This is a genomic window from Streptomyces sp. NPDC096012 (assembly GCF_040426375.1).
Taxonomy (GTDB): domain Bacteria; phylum Actinomycetota; class Actinomycetes; order Streptomycetales; family Streptomycetaceae; genus Streptomyces.
The window spans coordinates 94967-111532 of record NZ_JBEOTD010000003.1 but is presented as its reverse complement, the minus strand read 5'-3'; the positions used below and the strand labels follow the sequence as shown (position 1 = coordinate 111532).

Sequence of the window (16566 nt, the reverse complement as noted above, 5' to 3'; positions counted from 1 at the left end):
GGGCGGCGGGCGGCGGGCGGCGGGGGCCGGTGACGGCGCGGTCCCGGTCACACGACGGGGTAGCTCCGCACGTCCGCCTCCTGCGGAGCGACCGGTACGGCCGTGCCACGGGCGAGGCGCCGCAGCACGTACACCGTCGCGACGGTCATGGCCGCGTACACCGCCAGCACCAGCCACAGGCCCACCCACAGCCCGGGCGCCGGATTGACGGCGTCCCGCACGCTCATCACACCCCACACGATCCACGGCTGCCTGCCCAGCTCGGTGACGGTCCAGCCGCTCTCCAGCGCCACCACGGACGCCGGGCCGGAGACCGCGACCAGCGCCAGCAGCAGCCGGCTGCCGCGCCGGTCGAGCAGTTCGCCGCCGGAACGCCGGGTCCGCCACCACGACAGCAGCAGCCACAGGCCGAGCGCCAGCAGGAAGAAGCCGATGGCGACCATCAGGTCGAACGCCCAGTGCACGCCCGTGACCGCGGGCCACTGGCTCCGGGGCACCTGGTCGAGGCCCCGGACCACGGTGTCGGCCCGGTACCCGACGAGCAGGGACAGCCCACTGGGAACCTCCAGCCCGTACTTCAGCCCCGAGTCCCCGGCGATCCCACCGAGGGTGAGGGGGACGTGGGAGCCGGTGCGGTAGACGCCCTCGATGGCGGCCAGTTTGGTCGGCTGGTAGTCGGCCAGGAAACGGGCGGCCCAGTCGCCCACCACGAGCTGGAAGGGGGACACGACCGCCCCGACCGTGAGCGGAAGGGCGAACCCGGCCTTGTGGTACACGTCCCGGCGCCCCCGGAGCAGGGCGACCGCGTAGACGGCGGCCGTCAGGAACGACGCCACCATGAAAGCGGCGAGGATCATGTGCACCGTCTGCGGCGGACTCGCCGGGTTGAGCATCGCCGCCCAGGGGTCCACGCGCACCACCTTGCCGTCGCGCAGGGTGAATCCGCGGGGCTGGTTCATCCAGGCGTTCGCGCAGACCACGAAGAACGCCGAGGCGGTGCCGGCGATCACGATGGGGATGCCGGTGAGCAGGTGCCTGCGCGGCGGCAGCCGGTCCCAGGCGTACAGGTAGATGCCGAGGAAGATCGCCTCGATGAAGAACGCGATGCCCTCGAGCGCGAAGGGCAGCCCGATGACCTGGCCGAACCGGCCCATCAGGCCGGGCCACAGCAGACCCATCTCGAAGCTGAGGATGGTGCCGGACACGGCGCCCACCGCGAACAGCACCCCCATGGCCCGGGCCCAGCGCCGGGCCAGCAGCTTCAGCGCCGGATCGTCCCGGCGGATGCCGAGCCATTCCGCCAGCAGGGTGAGCGCGGGCAGCCCGACCCCGAGGCAGGCGACGACGATGTGCCAGGCCAGAGAGAACCCCATCTGCGCCCGTGCGGCCGACAGATCGCCCTCCGTCACGCTGCGCGCGAGGACCGGCATGGGCCAGGAGCCGAAGGCAACAGCGATGTCATACACGGAGAGTCTGTACCCTGCCCTCTGCCGTGAACCGCCCGGACGGCCACATGATCACCCCATTAGGCAGCAATCACCCGCGACATCGGCTCTGTCCGGGATTCGGAGCCGAGTGTCACGCCGTATCAGCGGGGGCGCCGGGGTGACGGGCCGCCGAGGCTGCCGGGCCTGTCCGGGGCGTTCGACGACAGGCCCCGGGGCGAGACGCCGATGCCCGGCACACCAGGAGGTGTGCCGGGCATCGCGGGATCGTGCGGAGGGTTACGCCGGGACGCTCGCCACGCCCGGAGCGAGGAACTTCCTTCCGTTCACGCGCTCCGAGACACCCTCGCGGTCCAGGTACGGCGTGATGCCGCCCAGGTGGAAGGGCCAGCCGGCGCCCGTGATCAGGCACAGGTCGATGTCCTGGGCCTCGGCGACGACGCCCTCGTCGAGCATGAGCCCGATCTCCTGCGCCACCGCGTCCAGCACCCGGGCCCGCACCTGCTCCTCGGTCAGGACGGCGTCGCCCTGCTGCAGCAGCGCGGCGACCTCCGGGTCCAGCTCCGGCTTGCCGCTGTCGTAGACGTAGAAGCCGCGCTTGCCCGCCTCGACGACCGCCTTGAGGTTCGGGGAGACCGTGAAGCGGTCCGGGAAGGCCCGGTTGAGGGTCTCCGAGACGTGCAGGCCGATCGCCGGGCCGACCAGCTCCAGCAGCACCAGCGGGGACATCGGCAGACCGAGCGGCTCGATCGCCTTCTCGGCGACCTCGACCGGGGTGCCCTCGTCGATGACGTTCTGGATCTCGCCCATGAAGCGGGTCAGGATGCGGTTCACGACGAACGCCGGGGCGTCCTTGGTGAGGACCGCGGTCTTCTTCAGCTTCTTGGCGACGGCGAACGCGGTCGCGAGCGAGGCGTCGTCCGTCTTCTCGCCGCGGACGATCTCCAGCAGCGGCAGGACCGCGACCGGGTTGAAGAAGTGGAAGCCGACGACCCGCTCGGGGTGCTTGAGCTTCGACGCCATCTCCGACACCGACAGCGACGAGGTGTTGGTGGCGAGGATCGCGTGCGCCGGGGCGACCGCCTCGACCTCCGCGAACACCTTCTGCTTGACGCCGATCTCCTCGAACACGGCCTCGATGACGAAGTCCGCGTCCGCGAAGCCCTCGGCCTTGTCCAGGACACCGGACACCAGCGCCTTCAGGCGGTTGGCCTTGTCCTGGTTGATCCGGCCCTTGCCGAGCAGCTTGTCGATCTCGGCGTGGACGTAGCCCACACCCTTGTCGACGCGCTCCTGGTCGATGTCGGTCAGCACGACCGGCACCTCCAGGCGGCGCAGGAACAGCAGGGCGAGCTGCGAGGCCATCAGACCGGCGCCGACGACACCGACCTTGGTGACCGGGCGGGCCAGGTTCTTGTCCGGGGCGCCGGCGGGACGCTTGCCGCGCTTCTGGACCAGGTTGAAGGCGTAGATGCCGGAGCGCAGTTCACCGCCCATGATCAGGTCGGCGAGGGCCTGGTCCTCGGCGTCGTAGCCCTGCTGCAGGTCGCCGTTCTTGGCGGCCTCGATGATGTCCAGGGCGCGGTAGGCGGCCGGAGCGGCGCCGTGCACCTTGGAGTCGGCGATGGAGCGGCCCTTGGCGACGGCCTGGTCCCAGCCCTCGCCGCGGTCGATCGCCGGACGCTCGACGGTGATCTCGCCCTTGAGCACCTGGGCGGTCCAGATCAGCGACTGCTCCAGGAAGTCGGCACCCTCGAAGAGGGCGTCGGCGATACCGAGTTCGAAGACCTGCCGGCCCTTGAGCTGCTTGTTCTGGTTCAGCGAGTTCTCGATGACGACCGATACGGCCTTCTCGGCGCCGATCAGGTTCGGCAGCAGCGTGCAGCCGCCCCAGCCGGGGACGAGACCGAGGAAGACCTCGGGCAGCGAGAACGCCGGGATCGCCGCGGAGACGGTGCGGTAGCCGCAGTGCAGGCCGACCTCGACGCCGCCGCCCATCGCGGCACCGTTGTAGTAGGCGAACGTCGGGACCGCGAGGCCCGCGAGGCGCTTGAAGACCTCGTGGCCGCCCTTGCCGATGGCGAGCGCGTCCTCGTGCTTCTTCAGCAGTTCGACGCCCTTGAGGTCGGCGCCCACCGCGAAGATGAACGGCTTGCCGGTGACACCGGCGCCGACGATCGTGCCCTCGGCCGCCTCCTTCTCGACCTGGTCGATCGCCCTGTCGAGGTTGGCGAGCGACTGGGGCCCGAAGGTGGTCGGCTTGGTGTGGTCCAGGCCGTTGTCCAGGGTGATGAGCGCGAAGCGCCCGGCACCGAAGGGCAGGTCGAGGTGGCGTACGTGCGCCTGCGTGACGACCTCGTCCGGGAACAGCTCGGCCGCGCCCTTCAGGAGCTCAGCGGTGGTGCTCACTTGTCGCCTCCGTCGAAGTGCGGGTTCTCCCAGATGACCGTCGCGCCCATGCCGAAGCCGACGCACATGGTGGTCAGGCCGTAGCGGACCTGCGGCTGCTCCTCGAACTGGCGGGCCAGCTGCGTCATCAGACGGACGCCGGAGGAGGCGAGCGGGTGGCCGTAGGCGATCGCGCCGCCGTACTGGTTGACGCGCTCGTCGTCGTCCGCGATGCCGTAGTGGTCGAGGAAGGCGAGCACCTGGACGGCGAAGGCCTCGTTGATCTCGAACAGGCCGATGTCGGAGATGGAGAGGCCCGCCTGCGCGAGGGCCTTCTCCGTCGCCGGGATCGGGCCGTAGCCCATCACCTCGGGCTCGACGCCCGCGAAGGCGTAGGAGACCAGGCGCATCCTGACCGGCAGGCCGTTCTCGCGGGCGAAGTCCTCGCTCGCGATGATCGACGCGGTGGCGCCGTCGTTCAGACCGGCCGCGTTGCCCGCGGTGACCCGGCCGTGCACCCGGAACGGGGTCTTCAGACCGGACAGGTTCTCCAGGGTGGTGCCCGGGCGCATCGGCTCGTCGGCGGTCACCAGGCCCCAGCCGGTCTCGCCGGCCTCGGCGTTGGTACGGCGCACCGAGATCGGCACCAGGTCCTGCTGGATCTTGCCGTTGGCGTACGCCTTGGCGGCCTTCTCCTGCGAGCGCACCGCGTACTCGTCCGCGCGCAGCTTGGTGATCTGCGGGTAGCGGTCGTGCAGGTTCTCCGCGGTCATGCCCATGAACAGGGCGGACTCGTCGACCAGCTTCTCGCTGACGAAGCGCGGGTTCGGGTCCACGCCCTCGCCCATCGGGTGGCGGCCCATGTGCTCCACGCCACCGGCGATGACGGCGTCGTAGGCGCCGAAGGCGATCGAGCCGGCGGTGGTCGTCACGGCGGTCAGGGCGCCGGCGCACATGCGGTCGATCGAGTAGCCGGGCACCGACTGCGGCAGACCCGCGAGGATGCCGGCCGTGCGGCCGAGGGTGAGGCCCTGGTCACCGATCTGCGTGGTCGCGGCGATGGCGACCTCGTCGATCTTCTTCGGGTCGAGCCCGGGGTTGCGGCGCAGCAGCTCCCGGATCGCCTTCACGACGAGGTCGTCGGCGCGGGTCTCGTGGTAGATGCCCTTCGGGCCCGCTTTGCCGAAGGGGGTGCGGACGCCGTCGACGAAGACGACGTCCCTGACGGTACGAGGCACGATGGCTCTCCTCCAGGATGCGGGACGCTGAGCGCTTGCTTACGACCATGCTACTTGCGAGTAATGTAGCTGCCCAGTCCCCCTCGCCGGAGCGGCGAACGTCACACCGGCGACCGAGGCCGCGGGTCGCGCCCCGTCGGTGCGCGGGGAACCGCGCGGCCGGCCGCCACGGCCGGCCCTGGACATCATTCAGCCGTCGGATCCGGCCGCCGGCAGCACTCGGCGACCCGATCCGGCCGCCGGCATCGGTGAACCACCCGTTCAGCCGCCCGCACGGCTCGGCCGCGCGCCCGCCCGGCCGGCTGCGATGCGCTACGCGTCCTTCGCCGCCAGTGCGCCCAGCAGTACCGGCGTCACCTGTTCCACCTGCCAGGGGCGCGCACCGTGTCCGGCGAGCGCGGCCGCCACGGAGTCGGCGTCGGGCACCGCGGGCGGTTCCCAGCACAGGCGCCGCACGGTGTCCGGGGAGATCAGGTTCTCCTGGGGCATGTTGAGCCGCTCGGCGAGAGCCGTCACCCCGGCCCGGGCCGCGGACAACCGGGCCGCGGCGGCGGGGTCCTTGTCGGCCCAGGCCCGCGGCGGTGGCGGGCCGGTGACCGGCTGGCCGGGCTGCGGCAGCGCGCTGTCCGTGAGGGCCTTCGCCCGGTCCACCGCGGCCTGCCACTGCTCCAGCTGCCGCCGCCCCGCGCGGTGCCCGAAGCCGTTCAGCGCGGCGAGCGCGTGCACGTTGGCCGGCAGCGCGAGCGCCGCCTCCACGATGGCCGCGTCGGACAGCACCTTGCCCGGCGACACGTCCCGGCGCTGGGCGATCCGGTCCCGGGTCTCCCACAGCTCCCGTACCACCGCCAGCTGCCTGCGCCGCCGCACCTTGTGCATCCCGGACGTACGGCGCCAGGGTTCCTTGCGCGGCTCGGCGGGCGGCGCCGACGCGATCGCGTCGAACTCCTGCAGGGCCCACTCCAGCTTGCCCTGCCGCTCCAGCTCCTTCTCCAGGGCGTCCCGCAGGTCGACGAGGAGTTCCACGTCCAGGGCGGCGTAGCGCAGCCACGGCTCGGGCAGCGGCCGGGTGGACCAGTCGACGGCGGAGTGGCCCTTCTCCAGGACGTAGCCGAGGACGCCCTCGACCATGGCGCCGAGGCCGACGCGGGGGAACCCGGCGAGCCGGCCGGCCAGCTCGGTGTCGAAGAGCCGGGTCGGGATCATGCCTATCTCGCGCAGGCAGGGCAGGTCCTGGGTGGCCGCGTGCAGGACCCACTCGACGCCGGACAGCGCCTCGCCGAGACCGGACAGGTCGGGGCAGGCGACGGGGTCGATCAGTGCGCTGCCGGCGCCCTCGCGGCGCAGCTGCACCAGGTAGGCGCGCTGGCCGTACCGGTAGCCGGAGGCACGCTCGGCGTCCACGGCGACGGGGCCGGAGCCCGCGGCGAACGCGGCGATCACCTCGGCGAGGGCGGCCTCGTCGGCGACCACCGGCGGAATTCCCTCGCGGGGCTCTAGCAGCGGGGTCGGCGCCTCCGTCACAGAAGATCCGGCGTCGTCCGGGGGCGTGCCTCCGGTGATGCGCAGGGAACTGTCTGCTGCGGTGTCTTGGGCGTCGGTCACGTGTCAAGGGTATCGGTGTACGGACGGCGCCCGTCGCCGGAACGTTCCGTCGACGGGCGCCGGAGGGGCGTAAACCAGTCAGCCCGGTGGAACTCGCGGTTCAGCGAGTGAACCGGTGATTCCTCCGAAGGGGGCACGCACAGGGCTCAGTGGATGATCCCGGTACGCAGGGCCACCGCCACCATGCCGGCCCGGTCGCCGGTGCCCAGCTTGCGGGCGATGCGGGCCAGGTGGCTCTTCACGGTGAGCGCGGACAGGCCCATGGAGACGCCGATGGCCTTGTTCGACTGGCCCTCCGCGACCAGCCGCAGCACCTCGACCTCGCGCCCGGACAGCTCCCGGTAGCCGCCCGGGTGGCTCGGGGCACCCGGGGGGCGGCGGTGCATCCGGGCGGCGCCGCCGAGGGGAGTGGCGCCGGGACGGCTGGGCAGACCGATGTTGGTGCGGGTGCCGGTGACGACGTAGCCCTTGACCCCTCCGGCCAGGGCGTTGCGGACCGCGCCGATGTCGTCGGCGGCGGAGAGGGCCAGCCCGTTGGGCCAGCCCGCGGCGCGGGTCTCGGAGAGCAGGGTCAGGCCGGAGCCGTCGGGCAGGTGGACGTCGGCGACGCAGATGTCGCGCGGGTTGCTGATGCGGGGACGGGCCTCCGCGATGGACGAGGCTTCGATGACATCGCGCACGCCGAGCGCCCACAGGTGCCGGGTGACGGTGGAACGGACGCGCGGGTCGGCCACGACCACCATGGCGGTCGGCTTGTTCGGGCGGTAGGCGACCAGGCTTGCGGGCTGCTCGAGGAGAACGGACACCAGGCCTCCTGGGTGGGGGGACGGGGCCGGCTTGTGGGGAGTTAGCCGGGACGAAACGTGCTTTCAAGGTCACAGTCGTCTTCGGCAGCAAACTCGTCCGCCTTTAGAGAATGATCACGATCTAGTGAGTAACAATCTGTGCAATTCGGACACGCGATCGATCATCGGAAGATCGAGTCGGTTCGTGCGAGTGCGATTCGAGTACGGAATGTGGCCGTATCGACAAAGAGATGGTCAACAGTGAGTGCGTGGGGATTACGGCGTCGAAAACCGGGAGTCGGCTCACCGCGACCGGAACCGGCGGCTCACCGCGACTGCGGGCCCCTGCGCTGCGGCAGGGTGACCACGGAGGCGTCGCCCGGACCGGCCGGCGGCAGCCCCCCGACCTGCGCCAGCAGATCGCACCAGGCGGCCAGGTGACCGCCCGTGTCCGGCACCCCGCCCAGGCCCTCGCGGGGCGTCCAGGAGGCCCTGATCTCGATCTGCGAGGCGGCCGGGCGCTCGGCGAGACCGCCGAAGTAGTGCGAGGCGGCACGCGTGATCGTGCCACTGGGCTCCCCGTAGGCGAGGCCGCGCCCCTGCAGCGCGCCGGTCAGCCACGACCAGCACACCTCCGGCAGCAGCGGATCGGCCGCCATCTCCGGCTCCAGCTCCGCGCGCACCAGGGTCACCAGCCGGAACGTGCCCTGCCAGGCCTCGTGCCCGGCCGGGTCGTGCAGCAGCACCAGCCGCCCGTCGGCCAGCTCCTGCTCGCCGTCGACCACCACGGCCTCCAGGGCGTGCGCGAACGGGGCGAGCCGCTGCGGCGCGGGCGTCGGCTCCACCTCGACCTGCGAGCGCACCCGGGCGCTCCGCAGCGCGTCGACCGCGGCCCGGAACACGGGCGGCAGCCCGCCGCCCGCCCGCCCCTGCGCGGTGTCCTTCGCGTCGTCCATTCCGTCAGCGCCGTCCGACAATCGTCCCTGAGCCGCAGCCATGCCGGGAAGAGTAAGGGGAACGGGGGCCGCGTGCAGGGAGGGACACCCCAGAAGGGCAGCCGCGATTCTCGGCTCGCGGCCGTGCGAGACTTGCCGTCGTGAGTGCCAACGGAAGCCCTTCGGGCCAGCAGCCGACCGCGACGTACGACAGCGCCTTCCTCAAGGCGTGCAGGCGCGAGACCGTGCCGCACACCCCCGTGTGGTTCATGCGCCAGGCCGGCCGCTCCCTGCCCGAGTACCGCAAGGTACGCGAGGGCATCCCGATGCTCGAGTCCTGCATGCGGCCCGAACTGGTCACCGAGATCACCCTGCAGCCGGTGCGCCGGCACGGCGTGGACGCGGCGATCTACTTCAGCGACATCGTCGTCCCGCTGAAGGCCATCGGCATCGACCTCGACATCAAGCCCGGCGTCGGCCCGGTCGTCGAGCAGCCCGTGCGCACCCGGGCCGACCTCGCCCGGCTGCGCGATCTCACCCCCGAGGACGTCTCCTACGTCACCGAGGCGATCGGCATGCTCACCCGTGAGCTGGGCGCCACCCCGCTCATCGGATTCGCCGGCGCGCCGTTCACCCTCGCGAGCTACCTCGTCGAGGGCGGCCCCTCCCGCACGTACGAGAACGCCAAGGCGATGATGTACGGCGACCCCCGGCTCTGGGCCGACCTGCTCGACCGCCTCGCCGCCATCACGGCCGCCTTCCTGAAGGTGCAGATCGAGGCCGGCGCGAGCGCGGTCCAGCTGTTCGACTCCTGGGCGGGCGCCCTGGCTCCCGCCGACTACCGCAGGTCGGTCATGCCCGCCTCCGTGAAGGTCTTCGAGGCCGTGGCCGGCTACGGCGTCCCGCGCATCCACTTCGGTGTCGGCACCGGTGAACTGCTCGGGCTCATGGGCGAGGCCGGCGCGGACGTCGTCGGCGCCGACTGGCGGGTCCCGCTGGACGAGGCCGCGCGCCGGGTCGGTCCCGGCAAGGCCATCCAGGGCAACCTCGACCCGACGGTGCTGTTCACCGACAAGGACACCGTCGAGGCCCAGGCCGGCGAGGTGCTGAAGGCGGCCGCCGGTCTGGAGGGCCACGTCTTCAACCTCGGCCACGGCGTCATGCCGAACACCGACCCGGACGCGCTGACCCGGCTCGTGGACTACGTCCACACGGCGACCGCGCGCTGACCGGACTCGTGGACCAGGTCCACACCGCCGTCGCGCGCTGACCGGACTCGTGGACTACGTCCACACCGCGACCGCGCGCTGACCCGGCTTGTGGACCACGTCCACACCGCCATCGCGCGCTGATCCGGCTCGTGTACCACGATCACACGGCGACCGCGCGCTGACTCACCAGGAGTAGTGGGGCCGCGCCCGCCTGCCGAACAGCAGGCCGGGTGGCTCCGGCGGAGGAGGCGTGCCGGGTTTGAGCGGCCAGGCCAGCAGCATGCCCGCCACGAAGCCCACCACGTGGGCCGCGTACGCCACCGTTCCGCCGGAGATGCCGTGCCCGGAGGAGTACACCGCCTGCAGCGCGAACCAGAAGCCCAGCACCAGCCACGCGGGCAGCCTGAGCGGCAGGAAGACCAGGAACGGGACGAGGACCCAGACCCTCGCCCTCGGGTACAGCACCAGATAGGCGCCGAGGACCCCGGCGATGGCGCCGGACGCGCCGATCAGGGGTTCGCCGGAGGAGTCGTTGAGCAGCGCGAAGCCGTACCCGGCCGCGTAGCCGCAGACGACGTAGAAGAGGAGGTAGCGGACGTGTCCCATCCGGTCCTCGACGTTGTTGCCGAAGATCAGCAGGAAGAGCATGTTCCCCAGCAGGTGGAGCCAGCCGCCGTGCAGGAACATCGCCGTGAAGACCGACAGCGCCGGTGACTTGTCGTAGCCGGGCCGGCTCACCACGCAGCCCGGGCCGTGCGGGCCCACGCCCACCTGGCCGTTGGGGACCAGCTGGGGAAGCTGATGGTGGATCAGCTCCCTCGGCACCGCCGCGTAGTGCTGCATGAAGGCCTGGAGATGACACAGCGGCGCCAGATCGCTGTCGCCGGCCACCGAACCCGCTGCCCCGGGCATGGTGAGGAACACGAACACGTTGACGCCGATGAGCGCGTACGTCACCCAAGGGGTGCGGCGCACCGGATTCACGTCATGGACGGGGATGACCACACAGAAGTAGTGCCCCCGATCAGACGCGCGAATCGGTGAACGCGGCGGGGCGGCTGTGCGTATCTCTCCTCAACCGACGTGAGGATCAGGCGATGACGAACGCTGCGCACATACCGGCGATGCACGCGCTGCCCGACGGCGAGGCCGAGGTGTCCTTGGTGATACGGCTTCCCTGGGAGGACGTCGCGCGGCTCGGCCAGGAGGCCGGGCGGCTCGCTTCCCAGATGCAGCGGCCCGTGACGCTGGACGAGGCGGTGAGCTACCGGCTGCGCTCGACCCGCCCCTCCGCCTCCCACGCCAAGCCCGCCGGTGAGCAGCCCACCGCCGTGACGTCCGGCACGGGCGTCACCTCGCTGCCGCGGATCAGCGGGACCGCCTAGGAGCGTCCGCCCCGGATCGGTGCGAGCCCCTGGGTGGCTGCCCTGGATCGGTGCGAGCCCCTGGGCGGCCGCCGCGGATCAGTGGGAGCCCCTGGGCGCGCCCGTCGCGAGCCGGCGGGACCGCCCTAGGCGCCTTCGGGCCGGTCGCCTCGCCATACCTTCGCCGTTGCCTTCCGCGCCGCCACCAGGACCGGGTCCCACACCGGTGAGAAGGGCGGGGCGTACCCCAGGTCCAGGGCCGTCATCGCTTCCACCGTCATCCGCGCGGTCAGCGCCACCGCGGCGATGTCCACCCGCTTGCCCGCACCCTCCCTGCCGACGATCTGGACGCCGAGCAGCCGGCCCGTGCGGCGTTCGGCGAGCATCTTGACCGTCATGGGGGAGGCGCCGGGGTAGTAGCCCGCGCGGCTGGTCGACTCGACGGTCACCGTCTCGAACCGCAGCCCCACCCGCAGGGCGTCCTTCTCCCGCAGGCCGGTGCGGGCGATCTCCAGATCGCAGACCTTGCTGACGGCGGTGCCCACGACGCCGGGGAAGGTGGCGTAGCCACCGCCGGCGTTGGTGCCGATGACCTGGCCGTGCTTGTTGGCGTGGGTGCCGAGCGGGACGCACTGCTCCTGGCCGGAGACCAGGTTCAGCACCTCCACGCAGTCGCCGCCGGCCCAGATGTTCTCGTGGCCGCGCACCCGCATCGCCAGGTCGGTGAGCAGGCCGCCGTGGGCGCCGACGGGCAGGCCGGCCGCGCGCGCGAGGGAGGTCTCCGGACGGACGCCGATGCCGAGGACCACCACGTCCGCGGGATACTCGGTGTCCTCCGTGGCCACCGCGCGGACCCCGCCGTCCTCCCCGGTGAGGATCTTGGTGACCTCGGCGTCGTTCACCATGGTGATGCCCAGGCCCTCCATGGCCCGGTGCACCAGGCGGCCCATGTCCGCGTCGAGCGTCGACATGGGCTCCCTGCCGCGGTTGACCACCGTCACCTCGAAGCCACGCTTGATCAGCGCTTCCGCCATCTCCACGCCGATGTAGCCGGCGCCCACGACCACCGCCCTGCGGCCACCGGTGCGGGCCAGCGTGTCGAGCAGGGCCTGGCCGTCGTCCAGGGTCTGCACGCCGTGCACCCCGGGGGCGTCCGCGCCGGGCAGGTCCGGGCGGACCGGGCGGGCCCCGGTGGCGATGACGAGCTTGTCGTACGCCGTCCAGTACTCGGCACCGGAATCGACCTCACGCGCGCGTACCCGCTGTCCGGCCACGTCGATCTCGGTGACCTCGGTGCGCAGCCGCAGGTCGATCCCGCGCTCCCGATGTTCCTCGGGCGTACGCGCGATCAGCCGGTCGCGCTCGGGGACGTCGCCGCCCACCCAGTACGGGATGCCGCACGCCGAGAAGGAGGTGAAGTGGCCGCGCTCGAAGGCCACGATCTCCAGCTCACCGGGGCCCCTGAGCCGGCGGGCCTGCGATGCCGCGGACATCCCCGCGGCGTCCCCGCCGATCACGACCAGTCGTTCGGTCCCGTCCCGCCCAGCGCTCATGCTCATGGGAACACGCTACGGTGCGCGGGCATTTCAGTTCCGGTCCGCCCCGGCGCCGGGGTCGGGCACCGGGCGGGCCGACGGCAGCGGACCGAGTGTGGTCATCGCCGGCGCGGGCTCGGCACGGCGCGGCAGCCGGGGGCGTACCACCCGCCGCCACAGCAGCGCCAGCACGACCGCGAGGGCCGCGAACGGCAGGGCGGCGCCCAGCGCCAGGGCGATCCAGCGCAGCATCGTGACGAACACGTGCCAGCCGCCCGCGACCGCGTCCACGATGCCCGGCGTGCCGTCGTCGGCCGCCGCCTTGCGCGCGGGTGTCTCGGACAGCGACAGGGTGATGGTCGCCAGGTCGGTGCGGTCCTTCAGGGAGGCCTGCCGGGCCAGCAGCGCCTCCAGGTCCGCCTGGCGGCTGCTCAACTCGCCCTCCAGCGCGACGACATCGCTCAGTTTCGTCGCCCGGTCCATCAGGCCGCGGATCCGGTTCACGCTGGCCCGCTGGGACGCGACCCGGCTGTCGACGTCCACGACCTGGTCGGTGACGTCCACCGCCTTGGCCGTACGGTGGATCAGCCTGCCCGTGCCCTGCAGCCCGGTGAGGACCTCGTCGTACCGGGCCGAGGGCACGCGCAGCACGACCCGGGTGTGCTCGTGCCCGTCGGCGTCCCGGCTCGTGCTCTCGTCGCCGACGTAGCCGCCCGCGCCCTCGGCGGCCGTCCGGGCCTCGGCCAGGGCCTTGGACGCGTCCTTGACCTCGACGGTGAGGGACGCGGTGCGGACGATCGCGCTGGGGGCGAGGTCGGCTGCCCTGGGGGCCCGCTTCCCCTTCTCCGCGGTGGCACCGGACGCGTCCGCGCGCTCGGCCCCGGCGCCCGCGGCGGACTTCGCGGAGCCCTCGCCGGAGTCGCCACCGGCGCCGCTGCACCCGGCCAGCGCCAGGGACGCGGCGAGCAGGACCCCGGCCAGGGCCCGGACGGACGATGCGGATCGTGCGGGACCTGCGGGATCTGCGGGTCGTGCGGGATCTGCGGGACTTGCGAAGCGTGATGTGCGCATGGGCGGTACCCCCCGATGGCTGAGACCGATGACGTTCCTACGACGGCGAAGTCCGCCGGGACGTTTGCGGCGGCCGGTTCCGAAGCGGTCACGGTCCGGACTCGGTGCGGACACCGGCCCGGCGCAGCGGAATCCCCGGCCCGGACGCGGGTGTCGGTCGGCGGGGCTCCGGGTCCGGACGGGGGGTGTGGGCGGGGCGCCGTTTCCGGCTCGGACGGGGGTGTGGGCGGGACGGGGCCTGGGGCGCGGACGGGGGTGTCCGTGGGGGTGGGAATCCGGGTGCCGGCGGCCGTGGCGGTGGGTGGGGGCTCGGGCGCCGGTGGGAGTGGCGGTGGGCGGGGGCTGCGGGCCGGGACGGGAGTGCCGGTGGGGTCTGAGAGAGTGGAGGGCATGAGCACAACGGGTAGGGGCACGGGGCACGTCGTCGTCGTCGGAGCCGGTATCGCCGGCCTGGCCGCCGCCCACCGGCTGCTGGACCGCGGCGCGCGTGTGACCGTCCTGGAGGCCTCCGAGCGGGTCGGCGGCAAGCTGCTGCCCGGCGAGATCGCGGGCGTGCGGGTCGACCTGGGAGCCGAGTCGATGCTCGCCCGCCGCCCCGAGGCCGTGACCCTCGCGCGCGAGGTGGGCCTCGCCGCGCGGCTGCAGCCACCGGCCACCGCGACCGCCTCGATCTGGACCCGTGGCGCGCTGCGGCCCATGCCCAAGGGCCATGTGATGGGCGTCCCCGGCACCGCCACCGCCCTCTCCGGCGTCCTGTCCGCCGAGGGCCTGGCCCGCATCGAGCGCGACGCCTCACTGCCCCGCACCGAGCTCGGCGACGACGTGGCCGTGGGGGAGTACGTGGCGGCCCGGCTCGGCCGCGAGGTCGTCGACCGGCTCGTCGAACCCCTGCTCGGTGGGGTCTACGCGGGCGACGCGTACCGGATCTCGATGCGCTCGGCCGTCCCGCAGCTCTTCCGCGCGGCACGCGCGCACGACTCCCTGACGGCGGCGGTCCGCGAGATCCAGGCCGACGCGGCGGCGGCCCGGCAGACCGGCCCGGTGTTCCTGGGCATCGAGGGCGGTGTGGGCACCCTCCCGCTGGCGGTCGCCGAGTCGGTGCGGGCGCGCGGCGGCGAGATCCTCACCGGGACGCCGGTGCGGGAACTGCGCCGATGCGGCCCGGCGGAACCGGACGGCGGGCACGGGACGCGCGGCTCCGGAGCGCCGCGGGACAGGGCCGGCCGGCCGGCCGCCCAGGGTGCCGCGGGCGCACCACAGGGCGCCGGGACCGCGGGCTCGGGCGACGGGACAGGTCAGCCGGGCGACGGGACCGGTCAGCCGGGTCACGGGACCGGGCAGCAGGCCGGGTGGCGGGTCGTGGCCGGGGACCGCGTCCTGCACGCGGACGCCGTCGTCCTCGCCGTCCCCGCCCCCGCGGCGGCCGACCTGCTGCGCGCCGAGTCCCCGGCGGCCGCCGCCGGGCTGGCCGCCGTCGAGTACGCCTCCATGGCCCTGGTCACCCTCGCCTACCGGCGAGCCGACCTGCGGCTGCCCGAGGGCAGCGGCTTCCTGGTGCCGCCCGTGGACGGCCGCACCGTCAAGGCCTCCACGTTCGCCTCCCAGAAGTGGGGCTGGATCGCCGACGAGGACCGGGACGTGGCCGTGCTGCGCACCTCCGTGGGCCGCCACGGCGAGACCGCCGTCCTCGAGCGCGACGACGCCGGCCTCGTCGAGGTCTCCCGGCACGATCTGCGCGCGGCCACCGGCCTGGACGCGATCCCGCTGCGGACCCGCGTCACCCGCTGGACCGACGGCCTGCCCCAGTACCCGGTGGGCCACCACGCGCGCGTGGCCCGCATCCGCGAGCACGTCGCCAAGCTGCCGGGGCTCGCGGTGTGCGGGGCGCAGTACGACGGCGTCGGCATCCCCGCGTGCATCGCGAGCGCGTACGCGGCGGTGGACCAGCTGGACGGCGACCTGCGCGGTGTCGAGGAGCTGACGGCCAACCCGGTGCAGAGCCTGCACGGCGGAGCGGGAGAATAGGGACCATGAGTGACGACGCCCCCACCACCGAGTCCGGCAGGATCCCGAACAAGGGCAAGCTGGCCAAGGACCTCAACGAGGTCATCCGCTACACCCTGTGGTCGGTCTTCAAGCTGAAGGACGTGCTGCCGGAGGACCGCGCGGGTTACGCCGACGAGGTCCAGGAGCTGTTCGACCAGCTCGCCGCGAAGGACGTGACGATCCGCGGCACCTACGACGTGTCCGGACTGCGTGCCGACGCCGACCTCATGATCTGGTGGCACGCGGAGACCAGCGACCAGCTGCAGGAGGCGTACAACCTCTTCCGCCGCACCCGGCTGGGCCGCGCGCTGGAGCCGGTCTGGTCGAACATGGCGCTGCACCGCCCCGCCGAGTTCAACCGCTCGCACATCCCGGCGTTCCTCGCCGACGAGACGCCCCGCAACTACGTGAGCGTCTACCCGTTCGTGCGCTCCTACGACTGGTACCTGCTGCCCGACGAGGACCGCCGCCGCATGCTCGCCGACCACGGCAAGATGGCCCGCGGCTACCCGGACGTGCGCGCCAACACGGTCGCCTCGTTCTCGCTCGGCGACTACGAGTGGATCCTGGCCTTCGAGGCCGACGAGCTGTACCGCATCGTCGACCTCATGCGCCACCTGCGCGCCTCCGAGGCCCGCAGGCACGTCCGCGAAGAGGTTCCGTTCTTCACGGGCCGCCGCAAGTCGGTGGCCGACCTGGTGGCCGGGCTCGCCTGACGGCGCCCGTGTGGGGCGCGGGGCCGCAGCGCTGGGCGGATCTGCCGCTCGGTCGCCGGCCGGCCGGGACGAGCCCCCGGTCGGCCGGGACGAGCCCCCGGCCGGTGACGGGCAGCACCCGGCCCGTGACCGGCAGCACCCGCCCGGTGACGGGCAGCGCTGGCCGGCGACCGGCAGCACCCGGCAGGCGACCCGTAGCACCCGGCAGGCGCCCCGGGCCTGTCCGGCGA

Annotated in this window: 13 protein-coding genes; 4 read left to right on the top strand and 9 right to left on the bottom strand. The window is 72.9% G+C overall.

Features of this window, described 5'->3' with window-relative positions:
- Positions 1-47: 47 nt before the first annotated feature.
- The 6 genes from ABVB68_RS04705 to ABVB68_RS04680 form a co-directional block, all read right to left on the bottom strand.
- Positions 48-1430 carry a cytochrome ubiquinol oxidase subunit I gene (locus tag ABVB68_RS04705; RefSeq protein WP_353599761.1) on the bottom strand — a complete coding sequence of 461 codons (1383 nt, stop codon included), beginning with the start codon at positions 1428-1430 and terminating at the stop codon, positions 48-50.
- Positions 1431-1724: 294 nt separating this feature from the next.
- Positions 1725-3854 (bottom strand): 3-hydroxyacyl-CoA dehydrogenase NAD-binding domain-containing protein, encoded by a 2130-nt coding sequence (locus tag ABVB68_RS04700; protein WP_353599569.1) that lies wholly within the window; start codon positions 3852-3854, stop codon positions 1725-1727.
- Positions 3851-5071, bottom strand: coding sequence for a thiolase family protein (locus tag ABVB68_RS04695; RefSeq protein WP_353599568.1), 1221 nt, complete (start codon positions 5069-5071; stop codon positions 3851-3853). Before ABVB68_RS04695 ends, ABVB68_RS04700 begins: the two co-directional genes overlap by 4 nt.
- 312 nt (positions 5072-5383) lie before the next feature.
- Entirely contained in the window at positions 5384-6673 is a 1290-nt protein-coding gene (locus ABVB68_RS04690; RefSeq protein WP_353599567.1) for a ribonuclease D, read from the bottom strand.
- A gap of 146 nt (positions 6674-6819) precedes the next feature.
- Complete coding sequence (locus ABVB68_RS04685; protein ID WP_258778726.1) at positions 6820-7479, bottom strand: response regulator transcription factor; 660 nt, start codon at positions 7477-7479, stop codon at positions 6820-6822.
- Between the two features lie 305 nt (positions 7480-7784).
- Positions 7785-8456 carry a DUF3000 domain-containing protein gene (locus ABVB68_RS04680; RefSeq protein WP_353599566.1) on the bottom strand — a complete coding sequence of 224 codons (672 nt, stop codon included), beginning with the start codon at positions 8454-8456 and terminating at the stop codon, positions 7785-7787.
- Positions 8457-8554: 98 nt separating this feature from the next.
- On the opposite strand from ABVB68_RS04680, the gene hemE reads away from it, so the two are divergent.
- The gene (hemE, locus tag ABVB68_RS04675) at positions 8555-9622 is read left to right on the top strand and encodes a uroporphyrinogen decarboxylase (protein WP_353599565.1); all 1068 of its coding nucleotides are present in this window, start codon (positions 8555-8557) and stop codon (positions 9620-9622) included.
- A gap of 165 nt (positions 9623-9787) precedes the next feature.
- Here the strand turns inward: hemE and ABVB68_RS04670 are convergent, their stop codons facing one another.
- On the bottom strand, positions 9788-10609 hold the full coding sequence (locus ABVB68_RS04670) for a rhomboid family intramembrane serine protease (protein WP_353599564.1): 822 nt from the start codon (positions 10607-10609) through the stop codon (positions 9788-9790).
- Positions 10610-10701: 92 nt separating this feature from the next.
- On the opposite strand from ABVB68_RS04670, the gene ABVB68_RS04665 reads away from it, so the two are divergent.
- The gene (locus ABVB68_RS04665) at positions 10702-10989 is read left to right on the top strand and encodes a hypothetical protein (protein WP_353599563.1); all 288 of its coding nucleotides are present in this window, start codon (positions 10702-10704) and stop codon (positions 10987-10989) included.
- 125 nt (positions 10990-11114) lie between these two features.
- Here ABVB68_RS04665 and ABVB68_RS04660 read toward each other — a convergent pair whose 3' ends face one another.
- Together ABVB68_RS04660 and ABVB68_RS04655 are read right to left on the bottom strand one after the other, a co-directional pair.
- On the bottom strand, positions 11115-12527 hold the full coding sequence (locus ABVB68_RS04660) for an FAD-dependent oxidoreductase (RefSeq protein ID WP_353599562.1): 1413 nt from the start codon (positions 12525-12527) through the stop codon (positions 11115-11117).
- A gap of 27 nt (positions 12528-12554) precedes the next feature.
- Positions 12555-13574 carry a DUF4349 domain-containing protein gene (locus tag ABVB68_RS04655; RefSeq protein ID WP_353599561.1) on the bottom strand — a complete coding sequence of 340 codons (1020 nt, stop codon included), beginning with the start codon at positions 13572-13574 and terminating at the stop codon, positions 12555-12557.
- Positions 13575-13964: 390 nt separating this feature from the next.
- Between ABVB68_RS04655 and hemG the strand changes: the two genes are divergently transcribed.
- Both hemG and hemQ read left to right on the top strand, forming a co-directional pair.
- A complete protein-coding gene (gene hemG / locus ABVB68_RS04650) occupies positions 13965-15599 on the top strand; it encodes a protoporphyrinogen oxidase (RefSeq protein WP_353599560.1) in 1635 nt (544 codons plus the stop codon).
- 5 nt (positions 15600-15604) lie between these two features.
- On the top strand, positions 15605-16336 hold the full coding sequence (gene hemQ, locus ABVB68_RS04645) for a hydrogen peroxide-dependent heme synthase (RefSeq protein ID WP_353599559.1): 732 nt from the start codon (positions 15605-15607) through the stop codon (positions 16334-16336).
- Positions 16337-16566 lie beyond the last annotated feature (230 nt).

Excerpts from the sequence above, each read along its gene's own strand:
- hemG (WP_353599560.1), top strand. The coding sequence starts at position 13,965 with ATGAGCACAACGGGTAGGGGCACGGGGCACGTCGTCGTCGTCGGAGCC.
- hemQ (WP_353599559.1), top strand. The coding sequence starts at position 15,605 with ATGAGTGACGACGCCCCCACCACCGAGTCCGGCAGGATCCCGAACAAG.
- ABVB68_RS04680 (WP_353599566.1), bottom strand. The coding sequence starts at position 8,456 with ATGGCTGCGGCTCAGGGACGATTGTCGGACGGCGCTGACGGAATGGAC.
- ABVB68_RS04655 (WP_353599561.1), bottom strand. The coding sequence starts at position 13,574 with ATGCGCACATCACGCTTCGCAAGTCCCGCAGATCCCGCACGACCCGCA.
- ABVB68_RS04705 (WP_353599761.1), bottom strand. The coding sequence starts at position 1,430 with ATGCCGGTCCTCGCGCGCAGCGTGACGGAGGGCGATCTGTCGGCCGCA.
- ABVB68_RS04660 (WP_353599562.1), bottom strand. The coding sequence starts at position 12,527 with ATGAGCATGAGCGCTGGGCGGGACGGGACCGAACGACTGGTCGTGATC.
- ABVB68_RS04665 (WP_353599563.1), top strand. The coding sequence starts at position 10,702 with ATGACGAACGCTGCGCACATACCGGCGATGCACGCGCTGCCCGACGGC.